Annotated in this window: 14 protein-coding genes; 3 read left to right on the forward strand and 11 right to left on the reverse strand. The window is 60.2% G+C overall.

The features are described from left to right. Positions 1-66: 66 nt before the first annotated feature. The 11 genes from ACILSI_RS01360 to ACILSI_RS01410 all read right to left on the reverse strand — a co-directional run bounded on the left by ACILSI_RS01360 (position 67) and on the right by ACILSI_RS01410 (position 12,266). A complete protein-coding gene (locus ACILSI_RS01360; protein WP_395720037.1) occupies positions 67-1,662 on the reverse strand; it encodes a sulfatase-like hydrolase/transferase in 1,596 nt (531 codons plus the stop codon). Positions 1,663-1,671: 9 nt separating this feature from the next. Beyond that, positions 1,672-3,294: an arylsulfatase gene (locus ACILSI_RS01365; RefSeq protein ID WP_395720038.1), complete on the reverse strand. Its 1,623-nt coding sequence runs from the start codon at positions 3,292-3,294 to the stop codon at positions 1,672-1,674. A gap of 69 nt (positions 3,295-3,363) precedes the next feature. Next, on the reverse strand, positions 3,364-4,854 hold the full coding sequence (locus tag ACILSI_RS01370) for a sulfatase (RefSeq protein ID WP_395720039.1): 1,491 nt from the start codon (positions 4,852-4,854) through the stop codon (positions 3,364-3,366). A 22-nt stretch (positions 4,855-4,876) separates the two neighbouring features. Continuing rightward, complete coding sequence (locus tag ACILSI_RS01375) at positions 4,877-5,629, reverse strand: hypothetical protein (RefSeq protein ID WP_395720040.1); 753 nt, start codon at positions 5,627-5,629, stop codon at positions 4,877-4,879. A gap of 144 nt (positions 5,630-5,773) precedes the next feature. Continuing rightward, the gene (locus tag ACILSI_RS01380; RefSeq protein WP_395720041.1) at positions 5,774-6,649 is read right to left on the reverse strand and encodes a sialate O-acetylesterase; all 876 of its coding nucleotides are present in this window, start codon (positions 6,647-6,649) and stop codon (positions 5,774-5,776) included. A gap of 56 nt (positions 6,650-6,705) precedes the next feature. After that, positions 6,706-7,209: a hypothetical protein gene (locus tag ACILSI_RS01385; RefSeq protein ID WP_395720042.1), complete on the reverse strand. Its 504-nt coding sequence runs from the start codon at positions 7,207-7,209 to the stop codon at positions 6,706-6,708. A 248-nt stretch (positions 7,210-7,457) separates the two neighbouring features. After that, entirely contained in the window at positions 7,458-9,377 is a 1,920-nt protein-coding gene (locus tag ACILSI_RS01390) for a sulfatase-like hydrolase/transferase (protein ID WP_395720043.1), read from the reverse strand. 26 nt (positions 9,378-9,403) lie between these two features. Beyond that, positions 9,404-9,790: a HEPN domain-containing protein gene (locus ACILSI_RS01395; RefSeq protein ID WP_395720044.1), complete on the reverse strand. Its 387-nt coding sequence runs from the start codon at positions 9,788-9,790 to the stop codon at positions 9,404-9,406. After that, positions 9,771-10,094, reverse strand: a complete 324-nt coding sequence (locus ACILSI_RS01400; RefSeq protein WP_395720045.1) for a nucleotidyltransferase domain-containing protein — start codon at positions 10,092-10,094, stop codon at positions 9,771-9,773. Before ACILSI_RS01400 ends, ACILSI_RS01395 begins: the two co-directional genes overlap by 20 nt. 69 nt (positions 10,095-10,163) lie before the next feature. Beyond that, positions 10,164-11,417 carry a hypothetical protein gene (locus ACILSI_RS01405; protein ID WP_395720046.1) on the reverse strand — a complete coding sequence of 418 codons (1,254 nt, stop codon included), beginning with the start codon at positions 11,415-11,417 and terminating at the stop codon, positions 10,164-10,166. A 63-nt stretch (positions 11,418-11,480) separates the two neighbouring features. Next, on the reverse strand, positions 11,481-12,266 hold the full coding sequence (locus tag ACILSI_RS01410) for a DUF1080 domain-containing protein (RefSeq protein ID WP_395720047.1): 786 nt from the start codon (positions 12,264-12,266) through the stop codon (positions 11,481-11,483). A 143-nt stretch (positions 12,267-12,409) separates the two neighbouring features. Between ACILSI_RS01410 and ACILSI_RS01415 the strand changes: the two genes are divergently transcribed. The 3 genes from ACILSI_RS01415 to ACILSI_RS01425 are packed head-to-tail and all read left to right on the forward strand — an operon-like array spanning position 12,410 to position 17,660. After that, entirely contained in the window at positions 12,410-12,964 is a 555-nt protein-coding gene (locus tag ACILSI_RS01415) for a CHASE3 domain-containing protein (RefSeq protein WP_395720048.1), read from the forward strand. 8 nt (positions 12,965-12,972) lie between these two features. Continuing rightward, entirely contained in the window at positions 12,973-15,030 is a 2,058-nt protein-coding gene (locus ACILSI_RS01420) for an ATP-binding protein (protein ID WP_395720049.1), read from the forward strand. A 29-nt stretch (positions 15,031-15,059) separates the two neighbouring features. Continuing rightward, on the forward strand, positions 15,060-17,660 hold the full coding sequence (locus ACILSI_RS01425; RefSeq protein WP_395720050.1) for an ATP-binding protein: 2,601 nt from the start codon (positions 15,060-15,062) through the stop codon (positions 17,658-17,660). Positions 17,661-17,663: the final 3 nt, after the last annotated feature.

Here is a 17,663-nt window from a genome sequence, read left to right on the forward strand (position 1 = left end):
ACGCGGATGAAGTGCTGAACTACAGCCCACGATGCTCATCCGACAGCCTGAAATCCACATGCCGCGTCATGGCACCGCTTTTCCGGCAAACTCCTCGCGGGTCACTTTACCGTCGCCGTTCTGGTCGAAGTTTTTGAAGCGATTCTCGACGTTATCCTTCTTCGCGAGGCCGTTGCGGTATTCGTCGAGTGTGAGAAGGGCGTCTTGGTTCTTGTCCCAGTTCTTGAAGGCACGGAGGCGGGTCTCCAGTGTGCTCTCGGCGGGCTTGGAAGGCTTCGCAGCAGACTTGGGCGCGGCTTTGGCCCGCAGCGCGGGATCGACACTTTTGGGGAGCGTGGCAAACCAATCGTCGATGGCCGTGGTCATGCGCTTCACGCGTTCCGGTTCGGCGCTGGCGAGGTTGTTGGTTTGGAAACGATCCGCGATGACATCGAAAAGCTCCACGCGCTGCTTCGCCTCGTCGAGGATGAGCACATGCGATCCTTCGCGCATGGCAAAGGCGGGCCAGTCATCGCCAGCGTGGCCGCCCTGCCACCACCAGAAGACGGGCTTGGTGCGTGCCTGCTTTCCGCCTTTAAACGCGGGGAGCATGCTCTCGCCATCGGAGGTATAACCTTTAGGTGTTTTCACGCCCGTGGCAGCGAGCACAGTGGGAAAGACATCCACAGCAGCGAGCGCGGTCTCCTTGTCCACACGACCTGCGGGGACCACTCCGGGCCAGCGTGCGAGAAAGGCCACATTCACGCCGCCCATGAGCAGGCTGCGCTTGCGACCACGCAGCCCGCCCGTGCTGCCCTGGCTGTGATAAAACTTCTGCCCAGGCTGCGAGTGGCTGTTCTCCGGTCCGTTGTCGCTGGAGAACATGACGAGAGTGTTGTTCGCGAGGCCCAACTCATCGAGCGTATCCAGCACGCGTCCTACCTGCCGGTCCGCACGTGAAACCGCCGCGTAATACGTCCGCTGCGGCTCCGGCACGTCGGGATAGGGCTTTTTGTCGTCCTCCGTGGCGGAGACGAGGTGATGCGTCTCATGCAGCCAGAGATTGAGGTAAAAGGGAGCGCCCTTGGCCTCGCGGATGAAACGCAGCGCGTGATCTGTGGCCGCCACGCTGATCCACGATGCCGCGTGCGTGTCATGCGCGGAGGCGTCGCCATTGGCGAACTCATACTTCAGCCCGTCAAAGACATGCGCGCCCGGCCCGGTCCACACCGCCGCGTCATCATAGCCGTAGGCGGCGGGCAGCGGCGCGCCTTCGATGTTGCCGCCGGAGAGATGCCATTTGCCGAAGTGAGCGGTCTTGTAGCCCTCTTCCTTCATCACACGCGGCAGCAGCGGTGCCTTCGGATCGAGCCAGTCAGGCATCTGACGCGCCACGTTTTGCTCATGCGTGGCAAAGTGCTGATGCACACCCCAGCGCGAGGGAAACTGCCCCGTCACGATGCCCGTGCGACTCGGCGAGCACACCGGATTCACCACCGTGAAGCTCCAGAAGTCAGTGCCTTCCTTCGCCATCCTGTCGAGATGCGGCGTCTGAATGCGTGGATGCCCATGGCAGGCCAGATCGCCAAAACCAAGATCGTCTGCGTAGATGAAGACGACATTCGGCTGTGCCGCAAAGAGCAGAGGGCAAAGGACGAAGAGGAAGACGCAGAGACGCTTCATGATGGAAGATTACTTTTTCGCCTTCTTGCCTTTGGCTTTGCCCTTCGGCTGATCGGAGAGTGTTTTCTTTACGAGCGTGGTGAAGTCATCGGTTTGCTTCTGCCACGCGGCTTCGAGTTCCTTCACCTTGTCGGGCATCTTGGCGGCGAGATCGTTTTGCTCGGCGCGGTCGGTTTTCAGGTCGTAGAGTGCCCAGGCATCGCCTTTGGCGGCGACGAGCTTCCAATCGCCAACGCGGATGGCTTTGTTGTCTTCATGCAGCCACCAGAGCGAGTTGCGGGCGATGGTCTCATCTTTCGCAAAAGCAGGCGCGAGGCTGTGACCGGGTGCTTCCGGGATCGGCTCACCCTTCCATTCCTTCGGCTTCTCGATGCCGACGAGTTCGAGCACGGTGGGCACGATGTCGATGACGTGGGCTGGAGTGGTGCGCAACTCGTTCTTAGCTGTGATGCCTGCGGGCCAGTGGGCGATGAGCGGCGTGCTGATGCCGCCTTCATGCACCCAGGTCTTGTGGCGGCGATGAGGTGTGTTGCAGGCGCTGGAGAAGCCGGGTCCGAGGCACAGATAGGTCGCGGCGCTGCCGGGAGATGCGGCGGGATCATGGCCGCCATTGCGCACCATGATCTCGGCGCTCGCGCCGTTGTCAGAGGCGAAAAAGATGAGCGTGTTCTCAAACGCGCCCATCGCTTTGAGCTGCGCGAGGATGCGGCCGATCTCGCGGTCCATGCGGTCCACCATCGCGGCGTGAATCGCCATCTTCGTGGCCTGGAAGCGGCGCTGCTCGTCGGTCAGCTCGCTCCATGGCAGCGGGCGATTCACTTCGCCAGAGCCGAGCGCCTTCATCGCATCTGGGAAAGCATACGGCGGGCCGACTTCACGCTCCAAGGCCGACAAAGTCGTGTTTGTGATGCCCATCTCCTTTTGGCGGGCGAAGCGGGCCTCGCGCATCTTGTCCCAGCCTTCGAGATATTTGTCGCGATACTTCGCGATGTCCTCCGGCAGCGCATGCAGCGGGAAATGCGGCGCGATGAAGGGGATGTAGTGGAAAAAGGGCTTCGCGTCATGATTCGCCGCATGGTCTTTGAGGCAATCAATCGCGTGATCAGCGGTGGCGATGGTCGTGTAGTAACCTTTTTCGTGCGCAGGCGGATTCACGGGCACGTCGTCGATGGCATTGCCTTCGGCAGTGAAAAAGTTTCCTTGATTGCGCGTGTCGAGCGAGCGGTCAAAGCCGCCGTCGAGCACCTTGCCGTCGATATGCCATTTCCCGCTGTGGTAGCTGCGATAACCCGCCGGTTTGAGGAAATCTGGCAGCAATCGTGCCCAAGACTGCCGCACGCCCTGACCACCACCGCCGACCTGGGGCAGCCCATCGCGATGAATCTGCTGCGCGTAGAATCCCGTCATCAAAGCACCGCGCGTGGGCCAGCAGCGGGCGGTGTTGTAGAACTGCGTGAAGCGCAGGCCGTTCTTCGCCAGCGAATCGAGATTCGGCGTCTCAATCTCGCCGCCGTAGCAGCCGAGGTCGGAGTAGCCGAGGTCATCCGCGAGGATGAAGACGACGTTGGGCTTCGCGGCGAAGAGCGAAGGGCAGAGGACAAAGAGACAGGCGAGGGCGCGGGCAAGCTTCATGGAGCGTCAGGAAACGCGGCATGGGCGAGCAGCTTGCGGCAAAGATCGGCGGATGCCCGTAGCATGGCATCACTTTCCATAATCCGCGCCGGTGAGGCTTTTCAGCACGCTGTCCTGCCACTGGCGGAGTTTGGTCTGAAGAGATTTCACGAGCTCAGGCTGCTGAGCGGCTAGATTTGTCTTCTCGGCGGGATCAGCTTTCAAATCGAAGAGCTCGATCTTTGGTGCGCCGTTCTTCTGCTCATGAATGACGAGCTTGTGATCGCCTTCGATAATGGAGCGCGGGCCGAGGTAGTCATCCTCAGTGATCACGGGGTGATGGAAGTTCGTGAAGTCGCGCGTGGCTTTGCCGCCCATCTTTTTGACGAGCGGTGTGGTGCCTTGTTGCAGTTCGGGAGCGATGTAGGGCTCCGCACCAGCCTTTTTACCCGCCGTCTGATATTCCCAAAAATGCAGTGCTGTAGGCCGAGTCGTCATCGTGCTATCGATCACTGGGCTGAGGTCGATGCCATCCAGCGGACGCTGTGGCAGCGGCTGGCCGACAATGGCGGCGACAGTGGGGAGGAGATCGCTGGTGGAGGCCCGCACACTCGTGCTGCGCGGCTTTGAGATGCGCGCGGGCCATTCGATGAGACCGGGGACCAGCGTGCCACCTTCATAAAAGGTTGCCTTCGCTCCACGATGCGGAAAGCCGAGCGCGGCATCGGGCGAGGTGCCGTTGTCGCCGCAGTAAAAGAGCAGCGTGTTTTCGCGCAGGCCGTTTTGGGCGAGGTGTTTTCTCAAGGTGCCGATGGCGCGGTCCATGGCGGTGGTCTCGGCGTAGCGCTCGCGCAGCACTTCGCCCTGCGGGCGTTTGGTGCCGCCGCCGGTTTCATTCGAGGTGAGTTTGACCTGCTTGGTGTATTTCGCAGGCAGATCGTCGTAGAGCGCGAGATCCTGCGGCAGGCCGCTGTAAGGCTCGTGCGGCGAGCCGAACCAGATGACCTGGAAGAACGGCTCCCCGGCTTTTTGCGCACGTTCGATGACTTCAATGGCCTCGCGGATGAGGATCTCGGAGCTTTCGCCTTTGAAAACTTCCGGCGGACCGCCATTGCGCGAGAGCGAGGGGTTCATCTCGAAGAAGTTGTCATGCGAGAGACACTCTTGGAATCCCATCGACAACGGACTCACGGGTGACGCCTTCTTCACCGCGCCAACATGCCATTTGCCGAGATGGGCGCAGTGATAGCCTGCTTTCGAGAGGAGGTGAGCGCTGGTGATCTCTTCTGGTCGAAAGGACCAGCCCGGTGTGAAGGTGCCCATGCGGTTTGGGTGCCGGCCGGTGAGGAAACTCGCGCGTGTGGGCGAGCAGCTCGGATGCGCGGCGTAGAAGCGCTCGAACTTCAAGGCCGTGGCCGCCATCTCATCCAGCACGGGCGTTTTGACATGCGGATGGCCGTTGTAACCAGTTTCCTCCCAGCCGTGGTCATCGCCCATCATGAGGATGATGTTTGGTGTGACGGCTTGGAGTGACGCGCACCAAGCAGTGAGACAGAGGGCGAGCAGCAGTGTTGTTTTCATGAGATGTGATGGATACGGGGATTCAACGAACCTTCCAGATCTTCACATCGTCGATCCAGACGGTGTTGTTCACCAGGAAGCTGAACCAGCGCTTCATCGGATGCGCGAAACCTTCGGAGCGATGCTTGGCGAGCAACTTGCCGTCGATGCTGAGGCGCATCTCATCGCCCTCGGTGACGAGAACGAGTTCGTGCCACTCTGTGTCGGCTTTGTAGGGCACGTTGATGCTTTTGGTCTTCAGCAGGGCTTCGAGATCGGCGGGAATTTTCTCTTTCTTTGCCACCGCGTCGTCACGACGCTTGCGGTTCTCCAAGTTCATGATGCCGGTCTTCTGATCGGTCAGCGTGATGCTGCTTTGCGAAAGGATGCCGTAACAGAGATGCCCCGCGTGAACGCCTGTGGTTGTCTCTCGATCCACGTAGCCAAGTTGCAGTGTCTCCGCTTTGTTGAGTCCCGGAAAGCGGAAGCGAACCACGGCACCACCATCCGCAAAACCCGCTTCATGGTGAATGTGCGCCGCATGTTTAGCCTCTTTGGAGGCACTGGCGATCTTGAGGATACCTTCGTCCAGATCCGACATCTTGATGTGCGGCACGCGATCCGCCGTGGCGCTGTTCCAGCCGTTGCCGATGGCTTTGGCGAGGTTCCCGTCTTCTTCACGCTCGAAGGCATCATGGAAGATCAGTGTGCCCTTTTCGCGAAGCCAGGTGGCGTCGTCTTGAGCGAAAGTGGTGAGCAGAGGGCAAAGAGCGAAGAGGAGATGGTAGAGGCGCATGGGCTGTAGATTGAGATGGGGGCTTCTTGGAGCAATCGGGAAATTTTCAACCGCTCATGGGACGCTAATCTGACGCTGATAAGCATTTATTAGCGTCTCATCAGCGTCATGTCAGCGGTTCAAAATGACGCCATGCCAACAAAGTCACGGCTTGCTCATCTCGAAGAACTTCGAGGCGAAGCGCTTCCCGATCTCGTTTTGAGCGGCGGTGTCGAAATGAACGGCATCACCGATGTGGGTCTTTAAATCGCGGGCATCGACGCAGGCGGTGTGGGGAATGCTTTTCGGCAAGGCGAGCTGGATCTCGTTCATTGCTTTGAGATTCGAGAGCGTGGGCTCTTCCTTCATTTCGCCGACGGTGCAGGCGATGAAGGGCAGATCGGGCTGGGCGAGGTCGGTGCGGAAGGCTTCGATCATGGCGCGGAGGCGCTCGGCGTGCAGGGGGAGTTCCTGGGCGTTCGCGTTGGCCTCGCCTTGCAGCCAGAGGATGCCGCGGAGGCGGGCTTTGACGGGCGCGGTGGTTTGCAGGGCGAGTTTGGCGCGGCGGAGGGCGTCGTCGTAAAGCTTCGCGCCTTTCTGCCAGAGCTTGATGGAGGATCCGCCGACGGCGCAGGGCACGAGGCCGATGGCGACGGTTTTGTCCTGCCCGGCGAGCACCTCGGCAAAGGTCAGCCCGGGGCCGACGCCGGCGTTGTCGTGGCCTTGGAAGGTCTTCGCGTCGCCCGTGAGATGCAGCGGATGCCGCGCGAGATACCACTGGTCGTCCATCTTGTGCATCATGACGATGCGGGGGGCGTTCTTCGGCTCCTCCGGCATGAATCCGCGCCCTTTCATGTTCGACTGCCCGCACAGCAGCCAAAGATCGAGATGCGTCGCGCCCACCAGCAGTTTCGTGATGTCCACGCTGACCAGCGGCGGCTTCGTCGGTGGCGGAGTGCTGGCTTTCTTGGCCTTCGCAGCCTTTTGGGCAAAGAGCGGAAAGCTGAGGGCGAGGAGACAGAGAAGAAAAACGCGGCGCATGGTGCGTGAACGGGACGCAGATGAGGATGTTGCAGCGCGGAGGCTGGGAGGCTGTTTCAAGCCGACGGAACCGGTGTGATCATGACATCGAATGGCAGAGGCAACCCCGTGTCGGTGACCAAGACGTTGGCAGGATGAATGTCCCAAACATCGAAGCCATCTTTGCGGACGGAGAGTGATTCTGCGTATCCAAGGCCACGCCAGGGCAGCATTTCGAAGCCAGCTTCGATGAACGCCTTCTCCAACTCTTCCAAGGTGGCTTTTCGTCCTTCCACATGCGGCTGCGTGGTGACGATGGACCAATCATGCGCTTGAGGATTCCAAAGGCCGATCAACTTCACGTTGTCACCAAACAGCTCGTTCTGTCGAAGCATGCGCTCCAAATAATCGAGCGGAAGAGCGTTGTGCAGCCAAGGAAGGCCATCATTCCAACTGACCGTGTAACCTGCCATGTTAGGCTTAGTGTATTTCCACCAAAGTCCGCTTTCGGCTTCGTAACGCACATCGTGCTCGCGTCCGCCGTCCTTCTCCGGTGGCTGAAAATCGCGTGGTAGGATCAAGCCACGGTCTTTGGCCCATCCGCGTAGAGCTGCCCATTCTTTTTCGGGTCGCTCGAAGTCGTCCGCCCCATCAAGTGATCCATCTGCGCATAGGCACGCTCGGAGGTGACCCGCGGCATCTGAGAGCGAATCTGGCGGAGCTTGGCTGACAGTTGTTGGAAGCTCATCTTTGATGCGGCAATGATCCTTGGTCGCGAGAGTCTGGCAAACAATTTCTCATGGCAGGCGGACCGACGAGATCTTTTCGCTCATGAGTTTGTCGTGAGCTTCACATTCGCGATCCTCCCCGCAAACCTCCCTCTCGCCGTGTAACTCGCCACGGGCACTTTGTTGTCGTGACCGAGGCAGAAGTCTTCTTTGGGCTGGGTGCGGATGAGGCTGGGGCTGGTGGCGGTGATGGGGGTGTTTTGATCGAGCTGGAGGGTGAGCTGGCCTTTTTGGCCGAGAGTGGCGGTGATGCGGTGGGGTTGGTTGTCGGCGGGGTAGTCGGTCTGGGCGGTGGTGAGGGTTTTGCCGTGGCGGATGGCCCAGATGAGTTTGCCGCCGCTGAGATGGAGCGCGTAGCCGGTGCTGGCACCGCCGTGGGCGATGAGGATGGCATCGCGCTGCGCGGTGGTGAGCTCGCAGGTGAGCGTGAAGGGCTTGTTGGCGATTTGCGGCGCTTTGTCGGCGGCGAGGGCTTCGCCGGGTTGGAGCTTGGAGAGGTCGGCGGGCTTCGCGCCGGTTTTGGGGGCGTCTTTGGACCGCGGGGCGTCGCTCGTGGGATAGAGCGTGACGGGGTTTTCGACTTCGCCGGGCGAGCGGCGGCTTTTGGGTTCGTTGCCGCCGATCTCGGCGGTCATCTTTTCGGCGAGCGCGGTGAGTTTCGCGACGATGTCGGGATGCTGCGCGGCGAGGTTGGTGCGTTCGTCGATTTCTTGATCGAGGTTGTAGAGGCGCGGGTTCGTTTTCGCGTCGTCCTCAGTCTGGCCTTTGGCGCGGGCGTTGCCTTGCGTCATGAGCGCGAGCTTCCACGGGCCTTGGCGCACGGCCTGGAGGTTGTAGCTGGAGAAGTAGTAGTGCGCTTCGCGCTGTGATTCTTTGCTTTGACCAAAGAGCAGCGGGGAGAGGTCGCGACCGTCGATGACGGGCTGTGCGGGCACCTCGGCTCCGGCGATTTTCAGGCATGTGGGCAGCACGTCGATGGTGCCTGCGACGGCATCGCACACGCTGCCGGGCGCGATCTTGCTGGGCCACCACGCGAGCGTGGGGACGCGCACGCCGCCTTCCCAGGTGCTGCCTTTGCCGCCGCGCAAAGGACCGGCGCTGCCGCCATCGGGGCCTTTGATGAGCCAGGGGCCGTTGTCGCTGGTGAAAATGACGAGCGTGTTCGTGTCGAGCTGCAGCTCGCGCAGCGTGTCGAACACGCGACCGACGCTGGCATCGACCTCCTGCACCCAGTCGCCAAAGCGGCCGTTTTGCGAGCTGCCCTGGAAGGCCTTGCCGGGATGGATGGGCGTGTGCACGGCGGTGTGCGGGAAGTAGAGGAAGAACGGCTGCGCCGTGTTCTTGGTGCCTGGTTCTTGGTTCTTCGTTGCCTGGGTGCTGCGGATGAACTTCACGGCCTCGTCAGTGTAGATTTCCTCGATGCGGTCCTGGTCCGCCTCGTCGAGCAGGCGCTCGACCTGCTCATCGCGCACGAGCGGCACGACGCGGCGGCCGTCCACTCTCGCGGTTTTGAGCATGTCATTGGAATACGGGATGCCGAGGTAGTGATCAAAGCCCTGCTTCGTGGGCAAAAACGCTGGTTGGTCGCCGACATGCCACTTGCCGATGCACTGCGTGGCATAGCCCAGCGGCCGGAGGCGGTCGGCGATGGTGTGCTCCTGCGGATGCAGCCCGTTCTTCGCCCCCGGCGGATATACGCCGGGCACGGAAACGCGTGCGCCATAGCACCCGGTCATGATCTGCGCCCGCGACACGCTGCACACCGGCGCGGCGTAAAAGGAGGTGAGCTTCATCCCCTCCCGCGCCATGCGGTCGAGATGCGGCGTCTTCTGCTTCACCGCGCCAAACGGCCCGATGTCGCCGTAGCCGAGGTCGTCGATGAAGTGGATGATGATGTTCGGCTGCGAAGCAGCGGCGCAGAGCGAAGAGCTGAGGGCGAAGAGGCAGAGGAGGAGGCGCATGGCGTCGGTGAACGACGGGCGCGGTCTCAAACCTTCAAGCCGAGCGAAAGCCGGACTTCTTCGCGAATCGCCTTCGCATCGGTGAGGGCACGGCGGGCCTGGGCTTTGCTGGCATCGTTGCCCGGATAGCGAATGAGCACACCGAAGGGCTTCAAGCGTCTCGCAGCCGGTAAAAGTGCCGACCACAGCGGCTCGACCGTCAAGGCGAGCGCGAGAATGGCCTCAAGATCATGCGTTTTCGGAAAGTGAATGCCAGCTTCCTCAAGGCGAGCCTTCAGATACTTCTCCGCCGACTGCTGGCAGTGAAAACACACCATGTCATGCAGTGGCAACTTCCGCCGCCGTGCGAGATCCACCGCGGCGAGATGATCGGCCTCCGCCTTCTCGATCCAGTCACGCGTGGCGGCTTTCATACATCACGCGGCCTTTGGTGGTGATCTCTTCGAGGAAGGTGTCGCCCTCATGCAGACGCTCACGGAGGAAATCTGGATCACGCACGATCACATCCACCGGAAAGCCCGCGGAGACCTTCTCATGAATTTTCTGCGTCGCGTCCATCCAGAGCCGACGGGCCTTCTTCATCACCACCAGCACATCCACATCCGAATCTGGCGTCGGCTTCCCGTAGGCGTAGGAGCCGAACAGCACGATCCGCTGCGGCTTGAAAGCCTCAGCGATCTTGTCGCAGTAGCGCTGGATGTCCGGCAGGGTGGGCATGGCAGTAAACTGATTGGGAGATTACTCGAAAAACGATCTGTGCATTCGATAAACTTGAGATTCAGGGGCTCATTTCATGAGTGCTTCGGCATTAGGCTGAGCCACTCCAAGCTCTTTGAATGCTGTCGCAAGAATATCGGCCAGTACACGCTGGCCGACAGGACGAACTCCGTCGGACCAAAACTCCTGATCAAACGTGTAGCCATCCATCTTCTCTTGAATGCAGACTTTGATTGCCCCCGGAACTTCTTCGTAATTCCGGTTATGCTTCCAATTTTTGTCCTTCTCAGGGGAAACGGTGTCTGGCAAGAGTCTCAAAACCACCTCAGACAGTTTCGTGTTGAGGAATGGACAATGCCTGAAGCGGTAAAGACGGGTTGCGAGTTCGTGACGAATTCGCTGCTTATCGAATTTCCAAACATATTTGGGGCCAAGCAACCCACCTTTCTCCCAAGAACCGAATGAAAACCATTCACTCCATTCGACCCAATCGAGACGTGCTTGCTTGCATCCCCATGGATTGATTCTGTTTTCATCTTTGCCGAAACAGTATTCGACTGGCCTGTAAGAGGTTGTGCGTTGCGCCGCGCACCATGCAAAGCCAAACATCTCTTCCCAAGAGATTTCGATGCCATCCAAGAACACCTTTTTGTTTCTGATGCACGAAAGCGATTCCGCCAACGGCAGTGCGTCGGATACAGATCCAGAACTGAAGGTGGCAAGATGCCAAGCCTTTTTCATTCTCTGACATGTCTGATAGCCGTCCGAAGCCTTTGCGAGTTCCAAGGCTTTGGAAAAGGTTGCGGCTGTTGAATCCGCGAACTCGATTACTAGCCCCGCCTTTGGTATATCAAAATCAAGCTGAACAGGCTCCTCTTTTCTCGATGACAGTGGCGAACCACACTTTGGACAAAAGCTGGCGTCAGGGCCGGAAGCGGTTCCACACGAAGGACAGGCTTTCTCTTGCTTTGAAAGAAAATCGACGACCTGCGAAATCAAACGGTCGAGTTGATCTTGGTAAATGCCGATCTTCTCGCAGAAGCCAGCGATAAGGCTGGATTCAGCCTGCTCAAGTTCTGCATCGGCATAAGCAACTCGAAGAATACATTCGAGGTTGGCCACTTGATCAGCAAAACTTCCTATCGGGGTGAGGTGGTAATCCCCTTGCTCGACGAGCTTCGCTGCTTTCGTGAAGTCACCTTTCTTAAAATTGAACTCTGAACGAATGACTTCGAGTTGAGCGCTCTCTCCTGTCGACAACTGGCCATTAGCATGAGCGACGGCAATAATGTTCGCCAAGAATGGAATTGGATCGGTTATCATGATCGAAGAGACAGGGGTGAGTTATCAAAGTGTGCCTGCGACCAATTAACAACATGGTTTTGACTACTTCACCACCGGCCCCGTGCCTTGCGGCCGGCTGGTGCGTGGTTTTTCGATCCTCGTCGCAGTGGATGGCAGTTTCGCGGGCTCGAAGGGCACGAGCGGCACTTCGGGCAGGACTTTGAGACGTAGGTCTTTGATCTCGACGCGGTTGGGGTTGCCTTTGTGGAGCTGGATGGCGAGCAGGCCCTCCAGCGTGCGTTTGTCCGCGTGGTGGTCGATGAGCTCGGAGGTGGGCTGGCCGTTGATGAAGTGCTGGAGGCGGTTCCCCTGCGCGAGGATGACATACTCGTTCCACTGGCTCACATCGACCTTCACCGGCGCGTGCTCGCCGACCTGCCAGAGCGCGCCCTCGGGGTCGAGCATCACATCCTTGCCGTTCAGGCCGAAGATGCCGCGACCGCGCTCCTCATACGTCATGCCCGTGTGCTCGATGGCCGGATGGATGTCGCACTGGTAACCGGTGATCACCCATGGCGCGACGTCCTTCAGCTCGCGGCTGCGATACTGGATGCCGCTGTTGTTATCGCCGATGACGCGGACGGTGGCACGCAATTCAAAATTCTTCACCGTGCCGCCGCGCCAGATGAGGAAGCTGTTGTTCGCCATCGCCTCAGGCGATGCATTCGTGCCGATGACGATGCCGTTTTCGACCTTCCAGAGCTTGGGATCGCCGTCCCAGCCAGTGAGATCCTGGCCGTTGAAGAGCGGGGTGAAGCCGTCGTCTGCGGCATTCAAGGCAGCGGAGGAGAGAAGGAGGGCAAAGATGAAGCGAAGAGGAGGATTCATCCGAGTTCAACGAGTGATGAACGGGGGTCTTTCCGTTGGCTCACTTACATCAGAGGCAACAGGTCAGATAAGCCGCCAAACCAAAATTAGCTGGTGGCCTTGGGTGTGTATGTTAGCCTTGCCGTACTGTGCCAAACAAACTGATGTCCAAAACCCGTTGGGGAATCGTGGCCTCCTCGGTGATTGTGTTGCTGCTGGCCTCGCTGCTGGGGTATATTTTTCAGCAACAGTCGGTCGAGATGGATGACAGTTATAACGAGGTGGAGCACACGCATGATGTCCTGGACAATCTGTGGGGACTGCGAGTGAAGACCCAGATGGCGGAGGGTTTGATGGACATCTACCTGCACTCCAGGGATCCGGACACGCTGAAGCAGTTCCATGACATTCGCGACGCGATTCCCGGAGCGATCCAGTATTTAAAAAGTCTGGAGCGGGACAATGCCCGGCAGTTGCACAGGCTGGGAATGGTGGTCGAAACCATCGAGTCGCGGATGCGGCTGCTCGAGTCTCATGCGAAGGAGAATGTGACGGCGGACAGGCTGCCCTTTCTCCGTGTGATGAGGGAGCGGTTGGAGAAATCCGACCGGCTGGAGGAACTCATCCAGGAGATTGCCCGTGAGGAGCGTTCGTTGCTCAGCACGAGGCAAGACCGGTTCAATCAAAAATCTCGCGCTTCCGTCTGGCGGCAGGCCTGACGATGGGAGTGGCTGTCATTTTGCTCGGCGGCATTGCCATCATGCTGTGCAAGGAACAGCACAAGCGAGACCATTATGAATCACGGCTGCTGGCCGCGCGTGACGCGGCGCTGGACTCGGTGCAGGCGACCTCGACTTTCGTGGCCACCGTCAGCCATGAGATTCGCACGCCGATGAACGGGGTGCTGGGCACGGCGGACCTGATGCTGCGTGATCACACGCTGACACCGAGGCAGCGGGAGGGGCTGGACACGATCCGCAGCTCTGGCAAGTCCTTGATGGCGATCATCAATGACATCCTGGATCTCTCGAAGCTCCAGGCGGGGGAGATGAAGCTCCACAACGAGTCATTTTCCCTGGAAGAGGTGGTGGAAGATGTGGTGGCCCTCTTTGCGGCGTCCGCCACGCGCAAAAACCTGGAGCTCACGCCCCACCTGGCCCCCGATCTGCCTCGGCAATTGATGGGTGATCATCTGCGGCTGCGGCAAGTGCTCGGAAACCTGGTGTCCAACGCGATCAAATTCACCGAACGTGGCGGTGTGACGGTGCATGTGGTCCGAAGGCCGGATATGGAGACCGACGGACGGGCCTGCCTGAGGTTTGAAGTGCGGGACACAGGCCCCGGCATTGCGAAGGAGGACCAGGCGCGTTTGTTCCAGCCGTTTTCCCAGGTGGATGTGAAGCTGGCGCAGCGTCACGGCGGGACGGGACTCGGCCTGGCCATTTCGCGTGAACTGGTGCTGCGGATGAACGGGGCGCTGAATGTGGAAAGTTCCCGAGGGCAGGGGGCGACGTTCTGGTTCACCGCGTGTTTCATGATCGTGGAGGAGGCGTTTGAGACGCCTGTGCTGGAGTCACGGCCGATCCTCATCGCGCTGGAAAACCGGCCCATGACAGCGGATGCGATACGGGATCATGCCACGGCCTGGGGTCTGAAACCCATGGTGTATGGTCATGTGGCAGACATTCCCCGGCAGGCTCCGTGGAATGCTCATGCGATGGAGCAGCCGACCCGCGCCGTGGTGATCATCTCCCACACAGCGCAGGACTGGCTGGAGCAAATCCGGCACCTGCGGCAGCTCGAATGGCTGAAGGGCGTGCCGGTTTTTCTGATGACCGACCAGGAGGACATCAGCGCGGAGCAAATGGCCCGCGAAGGTTTGCAGGCCACGCTGCACTATCCGTTCCGGCCTTCGGATCTCTATGATCACCTGGCCGGCGCAGACGTAGCGGTGGCAAAGGAAGAGGTTCCGAGCCGGCCACTTCAGCTTCCCAGGGCACGGGTGATCGTGGCGGACGACAATCCGGTGAATCAACGCGTGCTGGCGAACCAACTGGAGTACCTGGGATTGGAGGTGGTGCCGTGCTTCAACGGTCTGGAGGCGGTGGCCCGGGTGAAGGCCGGTGAGGGCGTGCTGGTGTTGATGGACTGTGAGATGCCGGAGATGGACGGTTACGAGGCCTCCCGCAAGATTCGCGAGTGGGAAGGGGCGAACAAGCGCCCGCCGATCCCCATCATCGCGGTGACCGCCCATGTCATGGCTGGCGCGTTGGAGCAGTGCCTGGAGTGCGGCATGAATTCCTACCTGACCAAGCCGATGGAACTCGAAAAGCTTCAGCAGATGCTGCTGAAATGGCTGCCTAAACAGGGGGGACAAGAGGTGGAGGCGGCCGCATCGCCCATGACCGCCGCCGCGCCGGCCGCCAGTGCTTCTTTGGAGGTCGTGAACGAGGCCCAACTGCGCTCCTGCCTCAAGGGGAACAGCGCGCTGGACCAGGATCTCGTGCAGATGGCCGTGAGCCAGATGGATAAGATGCTGGCGAAAATGCGGCAGGCTCTGGAGCAGGGGCTCGATGCCGAGTGGAAGCGGGCCGCGCATCGTTCCCGGGGCTCGTCTGGCACGTTGGGCTTTACGAAACTGGCCGCGTTGTTTCAAACAGCCGAGTTTGAGGCCACGTCCCGCGAGGCGCGGGGCGAAGTCCTGTCCCAACTGGAGCAGGCGCACGACGAGCTTGTCGCAAGGCTTGAGGAAATGAAAATCATGGACACAACGATGCCTTTATAAAAGACTCCATGGCTGTGCCAAACAAACTGATGTCCAATACCCGCTGGGGAATCGCGGCCGCCACATCGATCATCATGACGGTCGTTGTGATCATGGCGGTTCTTTTTCAACAGTTGGCGACCGAGGCGGATGACAGCCACGAAGAGGTGGAGCACACCTACGAGGTGCTGGAGAGCTTGTGGGGGCTGCGGGTCAAAATTCGGATGGCGGATGAGGGGGTCAACGAACACCTGCATCAAGTGGGTCCGGAAGGGATGCAGAAGTTTCACAAGACTCGCCGCCTCATCGCCGAAGACCTCCGGTATTTGCAGGGCTTGCTGAGCCGGAGGCCCCACCAGTGGGGAAAACTGAAGCAATTGGCCGAAATCGTTGAGTCGAATCTGCGGCAGTTGCAGTCAACGGCTGATCTGCCGAGGACAGCGGCGTCTCTTCTCCGTGCCGTGCAGGAGCACTTGAAGTTGGATGCACAGATGGAGGAAGTCCTCCTGGACATGGCCAGGACCGAACGTGCGTGGCTGCAAAGCCAGGAGCATCATTTCGTGGAACATACCATTCAGTTTCGTCTGCTGGCCTATGTGGTGATGGGAGTAGGAATCGTGCTGATGATCGTTCTGGGCATCACAGTTTACCGGGGACAGTGGGCACGGGTGCATTATGAGTCCCGCCTGCAGGAGGCGCGGGACGCCGCGCTGAGCGGGGTGCTGGCGACCGAGTCGTTCGTGGCCCGGGTCAGCCATGAGATCCGCACGCCGCTGAACGGGGTGCTGGGCACGGCGGATCTCATGCTGCGCGCTCCGAACCTGACGCTGAAACAACGGGACGGGCTGGAAACCATCCGCACCTCCGGCAAATCCCTGCTGGAGATCATCAATGACATCCTGGACCTCTCGAAGCTGCAGGTCGGTGATATGAAGTTTCACAGCGAGCGATTCTCCCTGGCCGAGGTGGTGGAGGAGGTCATCGCCCTGTTTGCGGCGGCCGCAGCGCGCAAGAACCTGGAGCTGGCCTCCTTCCTGGCCGCTGACCTGCCGAACCATTTCATGGGAGACCGCCTGCGGCTGCGCCAGGTGCTGTGCAACCTCCTTTCCAACGCGGTCAAATTCACCGAATGTGGCGGGGTGGCGATCCATGTGACGCGGCTGCCTGAGGTGGATGCGGCCGGGCGTGTCTGCCTGAAGTTTGAGGTGAAAGACACCGGGCCCGGCATTTCGAAGGAGGACCAGGAGCGCTTGTTCCAGCCGTTTTCGCAGGTGGACTTGAAACTGGCCCGGCAGCATGGCGGCACGGGGCTCGGCCTGGCCATTGCCCGTGAGCTGGTGCTGCGGATGAACGGCACGATGGATGTGGAAAGCAGCCTGGGGCATGGGGCGACGTTCTGGTTCACCGCGCGTTTTGCGATCGCGGAAGAAACGCCCGCGATCCCTGGGGTGGAGGGACGACCCCTCCTTATCGCCCTGGAAAACCGGCCGATCACGGCAGACGTGGTACGGGAGCATGCGTTGGCCTGGGGCTTGAAGCCGTTGATCTATGATCATTTGGCCGACATTGTGGAGCAGCCCCCGAGGGAGGCTCAAGCGATGGAGCTGGCAAACCACGCCGTGGGCATCATCATCAACGGCGCGTCAGACTGGTTGGAGCAGGTCCGGCGTCTGCGCCAGCACGCCTGGCTGAAGGACGTGCCGATTTACCTGCTGGTGGACCAGGATGACATCCGGGAGGAGCAGATGGTCTGCGAGGGGGTGAAGGCGGCGCTGCGCTACCCGCTCCGCCCTTCGGAGCTGCACGGGCATCTGATCACCGGATGTCATGAGCTGCCGACGCTCGAAAATATCCCGGGCACGCCTTTGCCGCTGCCCCAGGCACGGGTGATCGTGGCGGAGGACAATCCGGTGAACCAACGCGTGCTGGGCAACCAACTGGAATATCTGGGATTGGAGGTGGTGCCGTGTGTCAACGGGCTGGAGGCGGTGGACCGGGTGAAGGCTGGTGAGGGCGTGCTGGTGCTGATGGACTGCGAGATGCCGGAGATGGATGGTTATGAGGCCTCCCGCAAGATTCGCGAGTGGGAAAGGGCGAACAAGCGCCCGCCGATCCCCATCATCGCCGTGACCGCCCATGTTTTGGGCGGGGTCGTGGATCAGTGCCTGCAAAGCGGCATGAACGCCTATCTGGGCAAGCCCGTGGAACTCGACAAGCTTCAACCCATGCTGCTCAAATGGCTGCCCGGGCCGGAGGGGAAAGCCGCCACCACTGAGTCGCCCCCGCCTGAAAGTCCCGCCATTCCCGCCCTGAACGAGGCCCAACTGCGCGCCTGCCTCACGGGAGAAGACATGCTCGATCAGGACTTGGTGCAGATGGCCGTGAACCAGATGGATGAGATGCTGGTGAAAATGCGGCGGGCGCACGAGGAAGGCCCTGAGGACGACTGGGTGCGGTCGGCGCATCGTGCGCGTGGTTCCTGCGGGACGATGGGATTTGCGCAGATGGCCCTGCTGCTTCAAAAAGCCGAATCCGAGGCCACCAGCCGTGAGGCGCGCGACCAGGTTCTGTCGGAGCTGGCCGTGGCGCATGACGAGCTCGTGCAGAAGCTGGTGGAGATGAAATTTGCGGTCGTGCCAGCGTCCGTGTGAACC

This window comes from Prosthecobacter sp. (assembly GCF_044232965.1).
GTDB lineage: Bacteria > Verrucomicrobiota > Verrucomicrobiia > Verrucomicrobiales > Verrucomicrobiaceae > Prosthecobacter.

Bases quoted from the DNA above. Each gene is read 5' to 3' on its own strand.
- ACILSI_RS01365 (WP_395720038.1), bottom strand. From the start codon at position 3,294: ATGAAGCTTGCCCGCGCCCTCGCCTGTCTCTTTGTCCTCTGCCCTTCG.
- ACILSI_RS01360 (WP_395720037.1), bottom strand. From the start codon at position 1,662: ATGAAGCGTCTCTGCGTCTTCCTCTTCGTCCTTTGCCCTCTGCTCTTT.
- ACILSI_RS01380 (WP_395720041.1), bottom strand. From the start codon at position 6,649: ATGCGCCGCGTTTTTCTTCTCTGTCTCCTCGCCCTCAGCTTTCCGCTC.
- ACILSI_RS01400 (WP_395720045.1), bottom strand. From the start codon at position 10,094: ATGCCCACCCTGCCGGACATCCAGCGCTACTGCGACAAGATCGCTGAG.
- ACILSI_RS01395 (WP_395720044.1), bottom strand. From the start codon at position 9,790: ATGAAAGCCGCCACGCGTGACTGGATCGAGAAGGCGGAGGCCGATCAT.
- ACILSI_RS01410 (WP_395720047.1), bottom strand. From the start codon at position 12,266: ATGAATCCTCCTCTTCGCTTCATCTTTGCCCTCCTTCTCTCCTCCGCT.
- ACILSI_RS01405 (WP_395720046.1), bottom strand. From the start codon at position 11,417: ATGATAACCGATCCAATTCCATTCTTGGCGAACATTATTGCCGTCGCT.
- ACILSI_RS01415 (WP_395720048.1), top strand. From the start codon at position 12,410: ATGTCCAAAACCCGTTGGGGAATCGTGGCCTCCTCGGTGATTGTGTTG.
- ACILSI_RS01425 (WP_395720050.1), top strand. From the start codon at position 15,060: ATGTCCAATACCCGCTGGGGAATCGCGGCCGCCACATCGATCATCATG.
- ACILSI_RS01390 (WP_395720043.1), bottom strand. From the start codon at position 9,377: ATGCGCCTCCTCCTCTGCCTCTTCGCCCTCAGCTCTTCGCTCTGCGCC.
- ACILSI_RS01370 (WP_395720039.1), bottom strand. From the start codon at position 4,854: ATGAAAACAACACTGCTGCTCGCCCTCTGTCTCACTGCTTGGTGCGCG.
- ACILSI_RS01375 (WP_395720040.1), bottom strand. From the start codon at position 5,629: ATGCGCCTCTACCATCTCCTCTTCGCTCTTTGCCCTCTGCTCACCACT.